The following is a 13,717-nucleotide window of genomic DNA, read 5'->3' as shown; positions in this document are numbered from 1 at the left end:
GACCGAGGACATCGCAAGGAGCGTCAGGTGTTCAATGACATAGGACCACTGGAGCTGGTGACGATCGTTGTGATCGCCGTGCTCGTCTTCGGTCCGGACAAGCTCCCGAAGGTCATCCAGGACGTGACGCGCACGATCCGGAAGATCCGCGAGTTCTCGGAGAGCGCCAAGCAGGACATCCGTAGCGAACTGGGCCCGGAATTCAAGGACTTCGAGTTCGAGGACCTCAACCCCAAGACGTTCATCCGCAAGCAGCTGGACAACGACGACCTGGGGCTGAAGGAGATCCGCAACGGATTCGACCTGAAGAAGGAGATGGCCGAGGTCACCGACGCCGTCAACGGCCGGGAGAGCGAGGCGTCCGCGTCCGTTGCGTCTTCGGGTTCTCCGTCCTCGGGCTCCGCCTCCTCGGGGCGAGTGGACATGACCAAGAAGCCCGAGGAGCTGGGCAAGGACGAGTGGCCGCCGTTCGACGCCGACGCCACCTGATCCCGCACGCCATGCGATGCCGTACACCGTCCGGTCTCGTACGCCGCCTGCTCCCGTACGCCCCCTGAGCCCTGCCTGCACCCGGTCGGCGTCGAAACGCTCACCCGGGCGTATGCCGCGCACGTGAGGCATTTCATAGCACGCACCCGTCGCACACGGCCCGAACAGGCCGTTCATACGACTCACGCATCCAGCGCCTGCCCTGAGGCTCTCACCGGTGTGGATATGCTGCCGAGTTGTTGTGCGGACCGGACGACTACGCCCGAAGGGGGGCGGGCCACCCCGGTCCGACGAGAGCGAGGAGGCGTCCGAGCAGATGGAGACGACGAGTCGGGTGGGCGCGCAGGCGCCGGCCGCGGCGGATGGGCAGCAGCTGCCCTCCGCCCGGCGTACGATCGACGGTTACCTGCAGGCGCCCTTCCCGTGGTACGGCCTCGACGAGGCCTTCACCGGGCAGCGCTGGCTGATGCAGGTCGGTACGGCGGCCGACGGTGCCGTCGAGCACGGTTCGATCGGGCACGGGGACGAGCCCTCCGTACGTAGCGAGGCCGCCGGGGAGCCGCGGGAGAAGTTCGCGGTGGTCGTGACCGTCGCCGCGCAGCCGTCGCGCAGGAGCGCCGACGGTACGGGGCTGCTGGAGGCGACCTCGGTCTCCTCGGCCGCGTGGCTGGCCGGGGTGGGGCTGCTGACGTTCACCTGGCCCGGGCAGATGGATCACACGCTGCGGGACGACTGGCTGGAGCAGCAGACGGAGACGGCGTGGGCCCTCGCCGACGATCTCGACGGGCCGGAGTGGTCCAAGCTGTCTCTTCCCGTGGACGGGGTTGCGGCTTCCTTCTACTACCGGGAGTCCGAGTTCGGGTGGGTGCTCGCCGGTACGACGGAAGCCGGGGTGCATTTGGGGGCGTACGGGCGCGGCATGAGCGCGTACGGTCTTGGGTTCGCCGTGGTGAAGGACATCGCCGCTTACGCGTGATGAAGGAGCGCTGATTCGTTTCGGCGCCCCTTCGCCGTAGGGCCACTCGCCCCCTGCTGCAGAGTCCTCTGCCGAATGGTTCTCAGATGCCGAAGAGCTCTCAGAACTTGTTCTTCGGGGTGAGCCCCAGAGAAAGGCCCGAGAGCCCCCTCTGCCGTCCCCCCAGCTTCCCGGCGATAGCCCTGAGCGCGCTGCCCGCCGGGGAGTCGGGGTCGGTCAGGACGACCGGCTTGCCCTCGTCGCCGCCCTCGCGGAGGCGGACGTCGATCGGGATGTTGCCGAGGACCGGGACCGTCGTACCCGTGGTGCGGGTGAGGCCGTCGGCGACCATCTGGCCGCCGCCCGTGCCGAAGACGTCGACCATCTCGCCGCAGTGCGGGCAGGGCAGGCCGGACATGTTCTCGACCACGCCGACGATCTTCTGGTGGGTCTGGACGGCGATGGAACCGGCGCGCTCGGCGACCTCGGCCGCCGCCTGCTGCGGCGTGGTCACGACCAGGATCTCGGCGTTCGGGACCAGCTGGGCCACGGAGATCGCGATGTCGCCGGTGCCGGGCGGGAGGTCCAGCAGCAGGACGTCCAGGTCGCCCCACCACACGTCCGCGAGGAACTGCTGGAGGGCGCGGTGGAGCATCGGGCCGCGCCAGACGACCGGGGCGTTGCCCGGGGTGAACATGCCGATCGAGATGACCTTCACGCCGTTCGCCTGCGGCGGCATGATCATGTTCTCGACCTGGGTCGGGCGGCCGTCCACGGCCAGCATGCGCGGCACGCTGTGGCCATAGATGTCGGCGTCGACGACGCCCACCTTGAGGCCGTCGGCGGCCATGGCGGCCGCCAGGTTCACCGTCACCGAGGACTTGCCGACGCCGCCCTTGCCGGAGGCGACCGCGTAGACCCGGGTGAGGTTGCCGGGCTTGGCGAAGGGGACCTCGCGCTCGGCCTGGCCGCCGCGCAGGGCGGCCGCCAGCTCCTTGCGCTGTTCGTCGCTCATCACGTCCAGCGTGACGTCGACGCGGGTGACGCCCTCGACCCGGGAGACCGCCTCGGTGACGCGCTGGGTGATGGTGCCGCGCATGGGGCAGCCGGAGACCGTCAGGTACACGGTGACCGCGACCGCGCCGTCCTCCCCGATCTCCACCGATTTGACCATCCCCAGTTCGGTGATGGGTCGGTTGATCTCGGGGTCGTTCACCGTCGCCAGTGCCTCGCGCACCGCGTCTTCCGTAGCCATAAGGACGATGGTACGGCGCCGCGAGGGACCTTCGGGATGCCCCTCAGCGGTCGTCTGTGTCACGTCGAGGAGACCTTTCGGACCGTTCTGTCGGGAATACGACATGCCCGTCGTGACGCCGTCGGTCCTCCAGCTCCTTGACCAGGTCCTGCAGCTCCGAGCGGATCCAGTCCCGGGTCGCGACCTCGCCGAGGCCCATGCGCAGCGAGGCGATCTCCCGGGTCAGGTACTCGGTGTCGGCGATGGACCGCTCGTTCTGCTTGCGGTCCTGCTCCAGGTTGACCCGGTCGCGGTCGTCCTGCCGGTTCTGCGCGAGCAGGATCAGCGGGGCCGCGTAGGAGGCCTGCAGGGACAGCACCAGGGTCAGGAAGATGAACGGGTATGTGTCGAAGCGCAGGTGCTGGGGCGCGGCGATGTTCCACACCACCCACACGATGATGACGACCGTCATCCAGACGATGAAGCGGCCCGTGCCCAGGAAGCGGGCGATCCGTTCCGACAGCCGGCCGAAGGCCTCCGGGTCCCACTCGGGCAGGAACCGGTGGCGCGGCGGGCGCGGCTGGTCCAGGCGGGGCGTACGGGGCCGGGTGGCCGCCGTGGCGCCCGCCGGAGTGCGCTCGCGGGTGCTCTCGCGCTCAGGAACCATGCGTGGCCGCCCCTTCTCCCTCGTCCAGATGGAACTCGGTCTCCCGCCAGTCCTCCGGCAGCATGTGGTCCAGTACGTCATCCACGGTCACTGCGCCCAGCAGCGACCCGGCCTCGTCCACCACGGGCGCGGCCACCATGTCGTACGTGGCGAAGAACCCGGCGATGACGGGGAGGGCGGCGTCCGGGGCCAGGGTTTGCAGATCCTCGTCCACGAGGGAGCTGACCAGGGTGTACGGGGGATCGCGCAGCAGCCGCTGGAAGTGGACCGTGCCCAGGTACTTGCCGGTCGGGGTCTCGTCGGGCGGGCGGCAGACGTAGACCTGGGCGGCGAGCGCGGGGGAGAGGTCGGGGTTGCGGACCCTCGCGAGCGCGTCGGCGACGGTGGCGTCCGGGCGCAGCACGATCGGCTCGGTGGTCATCAGACCGCCGGCCGTGTGCTCCTCGTACGACATCAGGCGGCGCATGTCGGCCGCGTCGGCCGGCTGCATCAGGCTCAGCAGCCGCTCCTTGTCGTCCTCGGGCAGCTCGGACAGCAGGTCGGCTGCGTCGTCGGGGTCCATGGCCTCCAGGACGTCCGCCGCGCGCTCCTCCTTCAGCTTGCCGAGGATCTCGATCTGATCGTCCTCCGGCAGCTCTTCGAGTACGTCGGCCAGGCGGTCGTCGTCGAGGGCCGCGGCGACCTCGGCGCGCCGCTTGGCGGAGAGGTGGTGCAGGACGTTGGCGAGGTCGGCGGGGCGCAACTGCTCGAAGGTGGCGAGCAGGCTCTCGGCGCCCTGCCCGTGTTCCTCCAGGGAGAACCCGGTGACGGCGGACCAGTCGGCGGTCAGCGTCTCACCCTTGGCCCGCCGGAAGGCCGTCGCCTTCTTCCCTTTGCGGACGAAGACGCGGTCGACCTCCCAGTCCCGGCGGGCGGGCAGCTGCTGCACGGACACGTCGAGGACGGTGACCTCCTCGCCGGTCTCCACCAGCTTCACGCGCCGGTCCAGCAGCTCCCCGAAGACCAGCCGCTCGGTGGGCCGCTGCTCGAAACGCCGGACGTTCATCACGCCGGTGGTGATGACCTGCCCGGACTCGACACCGGTGATCCGGGTCATGGGCAGGAAGATACGGCGCCGGGTGGTCAGTTCGACGACCAGTCCGAGCACCCGCGGGGGTCTGCGGCCCACGCGCAGCATCACGACCAGATCGCGCACACGGCCCACCTGTTCGCCGTTCGGGTCGAAGGCGGGGACCCCGGCGAGGTGCGAGACGAAGATCCGGGGGGCGCCGGCTGCCATGGCTGTGCTTCCTCTGCTGGAGTGTCCTGGGAATCGCCCCTTTCTGGGGTGTTCCGCTTTCTTTGTAAATAGATCGGTGAATTGCTCGGATTTGCTCGCTCGGGTGCGCTTCAGGCTAGCCCTTACCGGTCGGATACGCCCCGGTGGGCGGTCCGGACGGACAGGCTCCGCCCGGCGGCCGAGGCACCGGTACGCTGCGGTACGCCGCTCAGGAACCCTCAGAAAGGCAGCGCTCTCTGTGACTGCGATTCCCCAGGGCCGAACCCGCCGGGCCGCGCGGGCGGCCGGCATGTGCGCACTGGCCGTGACCGGGGTGGCGGTGCTGACGGCGTGCGGGGGCGGTGATCCGGACGCGGGCACCAACGGCGTGGGCAAGCTGCCCGCCGACAAGATCCAGGCGAAGACACAGGCGGCGGCCTCATCGGCGTCGGCGGTACGGCTGTCCGGGACGGTCGTCACCAGCGGCCGGACGTACCAGCTGGACATGCAGCTCAAGGCCGACGGCGGGACCGGCTCGGTGACCTCGAAGGGGGCGACCTTCAAGCTGCTGCGGGTCGGCGAGCAGCTGTACCTGAAGGCCGACGCGGACTTCTGGAACCAGGCCGGCGGGCAGGGCGGCGACGCGGCCGGCACATTGAACGGCAAGTACGTGAAGGTGCCGCAGGGGGATCCCGCGTACAAGAAGTTCAGCGGCTTCACGGACAAGGACGTCCTCCTTGAGGGGCTGCTCTCACTGCACGGCACGTTGGCGACGGACGGCCATCACGACGACGCGGGTACGCGCACCATCCGCATCACCGGTGACAAGGGCTCCGGCGGCAGCCTCGACGTCTCTCTGGAGGGCACCCCGTATCCGCTCCGCCTGGTCCGTGCCGGCGGAGCCGGCACGCTCAGCTTCTCCGACTGGGGTAAGGACTTCGCCGTAGCCGAGCCCGCAACGGGTGAGACCGTCGACTACGGCAAGCAGCTGCCGACGTCCTAGCGGGACGTTTCTCCGCCCCCGTCTCCGGCGTTACCGTCCCTTCCGGCGCTTCACAAGAAGCTTCGGCAGGCCCGCGGGTACCGGTCTGCGGGTGGTCGCCGCAGTCGCGACCGGAGCCTGAGCCAAGCTGCTGTCAGGCAACGGAACCGAGGACCCCGCCGGAGCCAGGCGCAGCACCCGGCACTCGCGTGCCCAGCGGGCCGGCATCTGTTCGCCGTCGGGGGCGTTCAGGCGCTTGCCCTTCAGCTCGGCGACGGCCGCTTCCCACTCGGCCGAGCCGGCGGGCAGCTCGGACACGGTCGCCGGGAACGTCACCAGCCGGCCGCCCTTGTCCTTGCTGCGCACGGTCACCTCGGCGGAGCCCCCGTCGACCAGCCCCTCCAGCGGCTGCTCACCGGGCCCGCCGCCGACCAGGCACACCGCGCCCTCGTGCCACACGTGCCACAGCGCACGCGCGGCCGGGCTACCTGCGCCCCTGACCCAGATGAGGCCGGACTTCTTGGCGGCCTCCTCGATGAGGGCCCGCTCGTGCAGCTCGCTTGTCATGTGCTCAGCCTATCCAGCGCCTGCTCAGAGCCAGCCGTTGCGCTTCAGCACCCGGTGGATGCCGACGCACATGGCGATGGTGAGGCTCAGGACGAGCGGGTAGCCGTACTTCCAGTGCAGCTCTGGCATGTGGTCGAAGTTCATGCCGTACACACCGGTCACCATCGTCGGTACGGCGATGATCGCGGCCCAGGCGGTGATCTTGCGCATGTCCTCGTTCTGCGCGACGGACGCCTGCGCGAGGTTGGCCTGGAGGATGGAGTTGAGGAGTTCGTCGAAGCCCAGCACCTGCTCCTGGACCCGGGCGAGGTGGTCGGCGACGTCCCGGAAGTACTTCTGGATGTCCGGGTCGATCAGCCGCATCGGCCGCTCGCTCAGCAGCTGCATGGGGCGCAGCAGCGGCGAGACCGCGCGCTTGAACTCCAGCACCTCACGCTTGAGTTGGTAGATCCGCGCCGAGTCCACACCACGCGACACCCCGCCCTTGCGGCCCGGCGAGAAGACCTCGGTCTCCACCTCGTCGATGTCGTCCTGCACCGCGTCGGCGACCGCGATGTAGCCGTCCACGACATGGTCGGCGATGGCGTGCAGCACTGCCGAGGAGCCCTTGGCGAGCAGCTCGGGGTCGTCCTGCAGCCGGTGCCGCAGCGCCCTGAGCGAGCCCTGGCCGCCGTGCCGGACGGTGATGAGGAAGTCCCGGCCGGTGAAGCACATCACCTCGCCGGTCTCGACGACCTCGCTGTTCGGGGTGAGCCGGTCGTGGTCGCAGTAGTGGATGGTCTTGAAGACGGTGAAGAGCGAGTCGTCGTACCGCTCCAGCTTGGGCCGCTGGTGGGCCTGCACCGCGTCCTCGACGGCCAGCGGGTGCAGCCCGAACTCGCTGGCGATACCGGCGAATTCGGCCTCGGTCGGCTCGTGCAGCCCGATCCAGACGAAGCCGCCGTCACGGCGTACCAGCCGCATCGCCTCGTGCGGGCTGAGCGGCCCCGCGCTCTTGACACGGGTGCCGTCGCGGTAGACGGCGCAGTCCACGACGGCCGACGGCGTGCCGGGATCGCGCGTGGTGTCGTACGACGACGTGCTCGCGTTCTTGCGCGGCGAGACACGGGACGGACGGACCGCGGCGCGCAGGTCGCGGATCATCGACATGGGCAGGCTCCTTCGCGACAGGCAACGAAAGACCGCACGGCAACGGGTGGAACTACCCGGAATGGGGACGTCCTGGCAAGAGGTCCCCCGCCCTTGAGGCAGCGGAAGGATGTTTGGCACGTCCACAAAGCGGGGAGCACCGCACCGTCGCGGTGGCGACTTCGCTACTGATGCAGAACTGATTCAGATCGGGCAGATCGAGCGATCAGACGGATCAGGCACAGCGAAAAGAAGTGCTCTTCCGATGGGCGATACGCACGGAGAGGCGGCAGTCAGCCAGAGAGCAGCCAGTGACTGGATCAGCGGGCGGAAGAGCGAGTGGTACTGCACGGTCGACTTCGATCCATGACAGCCCCACCTCCTCCGGCCGGTCCCTCGTAAGGGAGTCCCACTGTTCGGGACTTGACAATCATTGTCTACATACTGCCCCGAACCACCGGCTCAGCGTAGCAGCCGCCCGAACTGTCAAGGTGCCGCTTTGCCCGCACCTGACGAGTTCTATGCTCGCGGCATGGTTGATGTTCTTCCTCTGGTCGAGGCGCGGTTGACCACCGCGCTGGGCGCACCGGATGCGCGCGCCGCCGTCACCTTCCTCGGCACGGACCGCATCGAGGTGCTCCGGTTCCAGGAGGGGGACGTCCTGCGGTACGCCACCCTCGGTATGTCCGCGCACCCCATGACCGACCCCACCGCGGTGTTCGCCGACCCGGTCGAGGGCCCCCGCGCCGAGCTGGTCCTCTCTGTCCGCGCGGGCCTCGCCGACACCGACAAGGTGCTCCGTCCGCTCGCCGTGCTGGCCGCGTCCCCGCAGGTGGAGGGCCTGATCGTGACTCCGGGCGCCTCTTTGGACGTCGGCGACCCGCTGTGGCCCGGCGCCCCCTTCAGCTCGGTCCTGGTGGGTGAGCCCGGCGGTCTGGTCGAGGACCTGGAGCTGGACGACCCGATGGAGCCCGTACGGTTCCTGCCGCTGCTGCCGATGACCCCGAACGAGGCCGCCTGGAAGCGGGTGCACGGTGCGCAGGCCCTCCAGGAGCGCTGGCTCGCGAACGGGACGGACCTGAGGGATCCCGCCCGCAAGTCCGTCCCGCTGGACTGACCGCGGGGCGAGCGCCGGGCGAGCACCGGCGTGAGCAAGCTCACCGATGACGGCCACGAAGGCGAGGCCGGGCAGCAGGGTCTTACGGCCCCTGATAAATGCAATGTGCATGCACTTCGGTGCGGTCAAAGGCTCCCTCCGGACGGGTGATCGTCCTTGACGTGGGCGAGCAGGGGTAGGACCGTGGAGCCCTATGAGGGGCGAACCCAGTTGCCCGAGGTGCGGTGGCCGGGTCAGGGCGCCCGGTCTCTTCGCCGATTCGTGGCAGTGCGACGTGCACGGCACGGTGTATCCGCTGCAGCCCGTGATCCCGCCCAGTGTCGAAGCCCTCGGTGCCGTGGTGCACCGTACCCACGTCCCGGTGTGGATGCCCTGGCCACTGCCGGTCGGGTGGCTCTTCACCGGCGTGGCCTACGCGGGCGACGACCGCAGCGGTGGCCGTGCGACCGCCGTTGCCTGCTCCGGGCCCGGTCCGCTCGGCGGCCCCGGTGAACTCATCCTGGTCGCCGAGGAACTCGGCGTCGGCCTCGGCGCGCGGTACGCGGGCATCGACGGGCCCGACCCGGGGCCGTACATGAACATCGAGAAACCGCCCCAGGCGAAGGTCCTCGCGGCCGGCCGCCCGACCCCGCTCTGGCATGTCTACCGCACCCCCGACGACCGCGCGGTCTTCGCCGGCGAGGCGCTCGGTATGTGGCTGTGGGCGGTGATGTGGCCCGAGCAGTCCGGGCTGCTGATGTACGACGAACTGGTCCTGACGGATCTGCGGGACGCGGGGGCGGAGCTGGATCTGGTGCCGTACGGGGCGTTGTCGCCGCGCTTGCTTCGGCCGTAGCCCCGTGCCCCCAGGTGGGTTGCAGTAGGGGGTGCTCAGTAGGTTCGGGTGTGACAGGGAGGATGGAAAACACCGCTATCCTTAGGTGTCCCCTTCAGTGTCGTCACCGTCTGGAGTTCGCGTGCGCATCGATCTGCACTGTCACTCCACGGCTTCCGACGGTACGGACACCCCCGCCGAGCTGGTGCGCAACGCTGCCGCTGCCGGGCTGGACGTCGTCGCGCTGACCGATCATGACACCACTCGTGGGTATGCCGAGGCGATCGCCGCGCTGCCCGAGGGGCTCACGCTGGTCACCGGCGCCGAGCTGTCCTGCCGTGTCGACGGCGTCTCCATGCACCTGCTGGCCTACCTCTTCGACCCCGAGGAGCCCGCTCTGCTTGCCGAGCGCGAGCTGGTGCGGGACGACCGGGTGCCGCGGGCCCGGGGCATGATTGCCAAGCTGAACGCGCTGGACGTGCCGGTCACTTGGGAGCAGGTCGAGCGGATCGCCGCCGGTGGTTCCGTGGGGCGCCCGCATGTCGCGACGGCGCTGGTCGAGCTGGGCGTCGTACCCACCGTGAGCGACGCGTTCACCGAGGACTGGCTGGCCGACGGCGGCCGGGCCTACGTGGAGAAGCACGAGACCGACCCCTTCGAGGCGATCCGGCTGGTCAAGAGCGCGGGCGGGGTCTGCGTGTTCGCGCACCCGGCCGCCGCCAAGCGCGGTCGTACGGTGCCGGAGTCCCGGATCGCCGAGATGGCCGAGGCCGGCCTGGACGGCATCGAGGTCGATCACATGGATCACGACGCCGACGCGCGCGACCGGCTGCGGGGCCTGGCCAAGGAACTGGATCTGCTCGTCACGGGCTCCTCCGACTACCACGGCAGCCGCAAGACCGTGTCCCTGGGCGCGTACACGACCGACCCCGAGGTGTACGGGGAGATCACGCGGCGGGCCACCGGGGCGTTCCCCGTCCCGGGTACCGGCGGAGCCTGAGGCCGAACGGACCGCCTCACCCACCTGAGGCCCGGACCGCCTCAGTCACCTGAGGCCGGACCGCCTCACCCAGCCCGTACCCACCTCTTCCTGCAAGGCCTGCTGCACAACCATGTTCGATGTCGCTGTCTTCGGTTCTCTGTTCCTGACCCTTTTCGTCATCATGGATCCCCCCGGGATCACCCCGATCTTCCTCGCGCTCACCGCCGGCCGTCCGGCCAAGGTGCAGCGGCGCATGGCCTTCCAGGCCGTGTGCGTGGCGGGCGGGGTCATCGCCACGTTCGGCGTCCTGGGACACCGGATCCTCGACTATCTGCACGTCTCCGTCCCCGCGCTGATGATCTCGGGCGGTCTGCTGCTCCTGCTGATCGCGCTCGACCTGCTCACCGGCAAGACCGATGAGCCCAAGCAGACCAAGGACGTCAACGTCGCGCTCGTCCCCCTGGGCATGCCGCTGCTGGCCGGGCCCGGTGCGATCGTGTCCGTGATCCTGGCCGTGCAGAAGGCCGGCAGCGTGTCCGCGCAGATCTCGGTGTGGTCCGCGATCCTCGCGATCCATGTGGTGCTGTGGCTGGTGATGCGTTACTCGCTGCTGATCATCCGGGTCATCAAGGACGGCGGTGTGGTGCTGGTGACGCGGCTCGCGGGCATGATGCTCTCCGCGATCGCCGTGCAGCAGATCATCAACGGGGTCACTCAGGTGATCCGGGGAAGCTGAGCCCTCGTCGGCTCGGCTCCCCCGGAAAGCTTGAGTGGCGCGCTACGCGTGAGCGTTACGAGGCCTTGGTCTCGGCCGGGCGGATCCACAGACGCTGCCCGATGGCGGCGGCCTGCTGAACGATCCGGTTGACGGAGGCGGCGTCCACGACGGTGCTGTCCACGGTGGTGCCGTCGAGCTCGTCGAGTCGCATGATTTCGAAGCGCAAGGGCTTCTCCCTTCGTCTGGTCATCCTCCTGAGGAGAACTACTCGGTGTGACACCTCGTCTCTGTGGTGTCGTATCCAGTCAACGCGCTTCACGTTACAAACATTCCCTACGCTAAAGAAATTTTTCGAACGGCTAATTACCGACCGGTAAGAACCTTGGACCGGACCGACCGGGGCCGGTTGTGTTCGCAGCGTGACCACCGGGACAATGGAGGCGATGAACGACGACCTGGCGGCCCTGGGCGCCCGCATCGACCGCACGAACGAGCTGCTGGAACGCATGCTCGCCGAGGTGGCGAAGACGCCCTCCACCCACGCGATCTTCGTCGACGCGGGGTATCTGTACGCGGCCGCCGGCCGGCTGGTCGCCGGAACCGAGGACCGACGGGCCTTCGACCTCGACGCCGAGGGCCTGATCGAGGCCCTCATCGACCGGGCCCGCTCGGTCTTCGCGGACAGCCGCCTGCTGCGCGTCTACTGGTACGACGGCGCCCGCCGCCGCATCCACACCGCCGAGCAGCAGACCATCGCCGAACTGCCCGACGTCAAGGTCCGCCTGGGCAACCTCAACGCCAACAACCAGCAGAAGGGCGTCGATTCACTGATCCGCTCCGACCTGGAGTCCCTGGCCCGCCATCGCGCCATCAGCGACGCGGCACTCCTCGGCGGCGACGAGGACCTGGTCTCGGCGGTCGAGGCGGCGCAGGGGTACGGCGCCCGGGTCCACCTCTGGGGCATCGAGGCCCCCGAGGGCCGCAACCAGGCCGAGCCGCTGCTCTGGGAGGTCGACAGCCAGCGCACCCTCGACCTCGACTTCTTCAAGCCGTACGTCTCCCGCCGCACGGCCGCCGCCTACGAGGCCACCACCGGCACCCGTCCCACCCGCGAGGACGTCCGCTTCGTCGGCGCCCAGATCGCGGCGAAATGGCTGGCCGCCCGGGGCCGCGAGACCCTGGCCGACCTCCTGCCCGGCCACCCCTACCTCCCCGGCTCCGTCGACCAGGACCTGCTGGTCGAGGCCGAAGGCCTGCTCCAGTACTCCCTGCGCGGCCAGGCAGACCTCCGCCGAGCCCTCAGGGACGGCTTCTGGGACCACTTGCAGGGGCAGTACTAGCGCTCTGCGGTGGCGTGGTCCCAGAAGTCGGCGATCGCGTGGGCCGTGGGCAGGGGCTGGTCGGTGTTGGGGGAGTGCTCGGCGTCCTCGATCACCGTCCGCCGGGCGTTCAGCCGTACCGCCATGTCGTCCAGCAGGGGCAACGGCCAGGTGTCGTCCCGCGCGCCCGACAGGATGTGGAACGGCAGCGGTACGGCGGCCAGTTCCGCGACCCGGTCCGGTTCCGTGCACAACTGGCGTCCGGTGGCGAGGAGCTGGGCGGGCTTGGTGCCCAGCCAGCGGCGCCGTAGGTCGTCCCGGTCGTCGAGACCGCCGTCGAGCGCCGCCGTCTCGGTCTCCTCGGGCGTCTCCATCGCCTGGATCGCGTCCCACACGTCCGCCATGTTCATCACGGCGAGCGCGTCCCGCAGCAGCTTCACGCGCTGCTGCTGGGACTCCGAGATCTGCGCGGGGCCGGAGGCCATGAGGGTCAGTGAGCGAAAGGGCGCGTGGTCGAGCAGTACGGCCGCGCGCGAGATCTGCCCACCGAGGGAGTGGCCCAGCAGATGCACCGGCTCCCCGAGCGCCTCGGCCTGCGCCAGCACGTCCCGCGCCAACTCCTCCTGAGCGTAGGCGGATTCGTCGGTCTCGGGCCCGTCCGACTCGTACTGCCCGCGCCCGTCGACCGCCACGGTCCGGTACCCGCGCCGCGCGAGCGGCACATGCAGCGGATTGAAGTCCTCCTTGCTCCCGGTGAACCCCGGCAGCAACAGCGCGACGCCCCGCGCCTCGACCCCGTCGGCCACGGGAGCGTCGATGACGGCAAACTCCCCACGCGCGCTCCGCAAGGAGTACGCACGGGCACCGGGCGGCGGGACAAAGGTGGCGGGCCTGCTCATGGGGAGAGGCTATCGGGCGGGGGAGGACGGCAGGGAGGCGGCCTGGGCGGCTGTGCCGGGGCGCGGTGGGTCCTCTGCGCGTCGTCGGTCTGATGGTGTGCCGGACGTGCGACGGCCCGGCCCACTGGGAGTGGACCGGGCCGTCGGTGACGGGGTGCCGGATCAGGCTTCGGTGACCTCGGCGGCCGCCGCGGCCTTGCGGGTACGGCGCCGCGGCTTGGCCTCCGGCTCCCTGGTGGCCTGCACCGGGATCTCCGCACCGGCCGCCTCGGCGACGGCCTTACGGGTCCGCCGCACCTTGGGCACGGCGACCTCGGCGGCACCGTCCACCTCGGCGACGGCAGCGGCCGTCTTCCGGGTCCGGCGGGGCTTGGCCTCGGCTTCGGGGGCCTCGGTCGGCTCCGGCGCGGTGGCGGCCGTCTTGCGGGTCCGGCGGGGCTTGGCCTCGGCTTCGGGGGCCTCGGTCGGCTCCGGCGCGGCGGCGGCTGTCTTGCGCGTGCGGCGGGGCTTTGCCTCGGTTTCCGGAGCCTCGGTGGTCACCGCGGCCGCTGCGGTCTTGCGCGTGCGGCGCGGTTTGGCCTCCGTGCC

15 protein-coding genes and 1 pseudogene are annotated in these 13,717 nt (G+C 70.0%); 8 read left to right on the top strand and 8 right to left on the bottom strand.

The annotated features are described in order from the left end of the window. Nucleotides 1-27: 27 nt before the first annotated feature. Nucleotides 28-489, top strand: a complete 462-nt coding sequence (locus M878_RS63715) for a sec-independent translocase (RefSeq protein WP_023546956.1) — start codon at nucleotides 28-30, stop codon at nucleotides 487-489. A 316-nt stretch (nucleotides 490-805) separates the two neighbouring features. Beyond that, nucleotides 806-1,465, top strand: a complete 660-nt coding sequence (locus M878_RS63710; RefSeq protein WP_023546955.1) for a hypothetical protein — start codon at nucleotides 806-808, stop codon at nucleotides 1,463-1,465. 100 nt (nucleotides 1,466-1,565) lie between these two features. On the opposite strand, the gene M878_RS63705 is transcribed toward M878_RS63710, so the two are convergent. From M878_RS63705 to M878_RS63695, 3 genes are read right to left on the bottom strand one after another with little or no spacing between them, the layout of a single operon-like run. Beyond that, the gene (locus M878_RS63705; RefSeq protein WP_031224915.1) at nucleotides 1,566-2,699 is read right to left on the bottom strand and encodes an Mrp/NBP35 family ATP-binding protein; all 1,134 of its coding nucleotides are present in this window, start codon (nucleotides 2,697-2,699) and stop codon (nucleotides 1,566-1,568) included. 43 nt (nucleotides 2,700-2,742) lie between these two features. Beyond that, nucleotides 2,743-3,345 carry a DUF1003 domain-containing protein gene (locus M878_RS63700; protein ID WP_023546953.1) on the bottom strand — a complete coding sequence of 201 codons (603 nt, stop codon included), beginning with the start codon at nucleotides 3,343-3,345 and terminating at the stop codon, nucleotides 2,743-2,745. Next, complete coding sequence (locus M878_RS63695; RefSeq protein ID WP_023546952.1) at nucleotides 3,335-4,624, bottom strand: magnesium transporter MgtE N-terminal domain-containing protein; 1,290 nt, start codon at nucleotides 4,622-4,624, stop codon at nucleotides 3,335-3,337. The genes M878_RS63700 and M878_RS63695 overlap by 11 nt, the downstream gene beginning before the upstream one ends. A 238-nt stretch (nucleotides 4,625-4,862) precedes the next feature. Between M878_RS63695 and M878_RS63690 the strand changes: the two genes are divergently transcribed. After that, nucleotides 4,863-5,606 (top strand): hypothetical protein, encoded by a 744-nt coding sequence (locus M878_RS63690; protein WP_023546951.1) that lies wholly within the window; start codon nucleotides 4,863-4,865, stop codon nucleotides 5,604-5,606. A 30-nt stretch (nucleotides 5,607-5,636) separates the two neighbouring features. Here M878_RS63690 and M878_RS63685 read toward each other — a convergent pair whose 3' ends face one another. Together M878_RS63685 and M878_RS63680 are read right to left on the bottom strand one after the other, a co-directional pair. Then, complete coding sequence (locus M878_RS63685; protein ID WP_023546950.1) at nucleotides 5,637-6,152, bottom strand: hypothetical protein; 516 nt, start codon at nucleotides 6,150-6,152, stop codon at nucleotides 5,637-5,639. A 24-nt stretch (nucleotides 6,153-6,176) separates the two neighbouring features. Beyond that, nucleotides 6,177-7,301: a magnesium and cobalt transport protein CorA gene (locus M878_RS63680; protein ID WP_023546949.1), complete on the bottom strand. Its 1,125-nt coding sequence runs from the start codon at nucleotides 7,299-7,301 to the stop codon at nucleotides 6,177-6,179. A gap of 511 nt (nucleotides 7,302-7,812) precedes the next feature. Here M878_RS63680 and M878_RS63675 point away from each other — a divergent pair. The 4 genes from M878_RS63675 to M878_RS63660 all read left to right on the top strand — a co-directional run bounded on the left by M878_RS63675 (nucleotide 7,813) and on the right by M878_RS63660 (nucleotide 10,929). Next, nucleotides 7,813-8,397 carry a suppressor of fused domain protein gene (locus M878_RS63675; RefSeq protein ID WP_023546948.1) on the top strand — a complete coding sequence of 195 codons (585 nt, stop codon included), beginning with the start codon at nucleotides 7,813-7,815 and terminating at the stop codon, nucleotides 8,395-8,397. 193 nt (nucleotides 8,398-8,590) lie between these two features. Next, on the top strand, nucleotides 8,591-9,232 hold the full coding sequence (locus M878_RS63670; protein WP_031224914.1) for a DUF6758 family protein: 642 nt from the start codon (nucleotides 8,591-8,593) through the stop codon (nucleotides 9,230-9,232). Between the two features lie 121 nt (nucleotides 9,233-9,353). Beyond that, nucleotides 9,354-10,211, top strand: coding sequence for a PHP domain-containing protein (locus tag M878_RS63665; RefSeq protein ID WP_023546946.1), 858 nt, complete (start codon nucleotides 9,354-9,356; stop codon nucleotides 10,209-10,211). A 112-nt stretch (nucleotides 10,212-10,323) separates the two neighbouring features. After that, nucleotides 10,324-10,929, top strand: a complete 606-nt coding sequence (locus M878_RS63660) for a MarC family protein (protein ID WP_023546945.1) — start codon at nucleotides 10,324-10,326, stop codon at nucleotides 10,927-10,929. Nucleotides 10,930-10,984: 55 nt separating this feature from the next. Here M878_RS63660 and M878_RS98340 read toward each other — a convergent pair whose 3' ends face one another. After that, nucleotides 10,985-11,137: a hypothetical protein gene (locus tag M878_RS98340; protein ID WP_023546944.1), complete on the bottom strand. Its 153-nt coding sequence runs from the start codon at nucleotides 11,135-11,137 to the stop codon at nucleotides 10,985-10,987. 208 nt (nucleotides 11,138-11,345) lie between these two features. Between M878_RS98340 and M878_RS63655 the strand changes: the two genes are divergently transcribed. Further along, nucleotides 11,346-12,251 carry an NYN domain-containing protein gene (locus M878_RS63655; protein ID WP_023546943.1) on the top strand — a complete coding sequence of 302 codons (906 nt, stop codon included), beginning with the start codon at nucleotides 11,346-11,348 and terminating at the stop codon, nucleotides 12,249-12,251. On the opposite strand, the gene M878_RS63650 is transcribed toward M878_RS63655, so the two are convergent. Both M878_RS63650 and M878_RS47840 read right to left on the bottom strand, forming a co-directional pair. Next, on the bottom strand, nucleotides 12,248-13,129 hold the full coding sequence (locus M878_RS63650) for an alpha/beta fold hydrolase (RefSeq protein ID WP_031224913.1): 882 nt from the start codon (nucleotides 13,127-13,129) through the stop codon (nucleotides 12,248-12,250). The two genes, M878_RS63655 and M878_RS63650, sit on opposite strands and share 4 nt — an antisense overlap. Nucleotides 13,130-13,291: 162 nt before the next feature. After that, nucleotides 13,292-13,717, bottom strand: a pseudogene (locus M878_RS47840) (DEAD/DEAH box helicase); the annotation flags it as partial.

The sequence above is a fragment of the Streptomyces roseochromogenus subsp. oscitans DS 12.976 genome (genome assembly GCF_000497445.1).
Classification (GTDB): Bacteria; Actinomycetota; Actinomycetes; order Streptomycetales; family Streptomycetaceae; genus Streptomyces; species Streptomyces oscitans.
Note: the sequence above shows the minus strand (reverse complement) of the source record. Positions and strands in the feature narration are given on the sequence as shown.

Bases quoted from the DNA above. Each gene is read 5' to 3' on its own strand.
- M878_RS63670 (WP_031224914.1), top strand. From the start codon at position 8,591: ATGAGGGGCGAACCCAGTTGCCCGAGGTGCGGTGGCCGGGTCAGGGCG.
- M878_RS63695 (WP_023546952.1), bottom strand. From the start codon at position 4,624: ATGGCAGCCGGCGCCCCCCGGATCTTCGTCTCGCACCTCGCCGGGGTC.
- M878_RS63705 (WP_031224915.1), bottom strand. From the start codon at position 2,699: ATGGCTACGGAAGACGCGGTGCGCGAGGCACTGGCGACGGTGAACGAC.
- M878_RS63650 (WP_031224913.1), bottom strand. From the start codon at position 13,129: ATGAGCAGGCCCGCCACCTTTGTCCCGCCGCCCGGTGCCCGTGCGTAC.
- M878_RS63660 (WP_023546945.1), top strand. From the start codon at position 10,324: ATGTTCGATGTCGCTGTCTTCGGTTCTCTGTTCCTGACCCTTTTCGTC.
- M878_RS63685 (WP_023546950.1), bottom strand. From the start codon at position 6,152: ATGACAAGCGAGCTGCACGAGCGGGCCCTCATCGAGGAGGCCGCCAAG.
- M878_RS63675 (WP_023546948.1), top strand. From the start codon at position 7,813: ATGGTTGATGTTCTTCCTCTGGTCGAGGCGCGGTTGACCACCGCGCTG.
- M878_RS63700 (WP_023546953.1), bottom strand. From the start codon at position 3,345: ATGGTTCCTGAGCGCGAGAGCACCCGCGAGCGCACTCCGGCGGGCGCC.
- M878_RS63655 (WP_023546943.1), top strand. From the start codon at position 11,346: ATGGAGGCGATGAACGACGACCTGGCGGCCCTGGGCGCCCGCATCGAC.
- M878_RS63710 (WP_023546955.1), top strand. From the start codon at position 806: ATGGAGACGACGAGTCGGGTGGGCGCGCAGGCGCCGGCCGCGGCGGAT.
- M878_RS63680 (WP_023546949.1), bottom strand. From the start codon at position 7,301: ATGTCGATGATCCGCGACCTGCGCGCCGCGGTCCGTCCGTCCCGTGTC.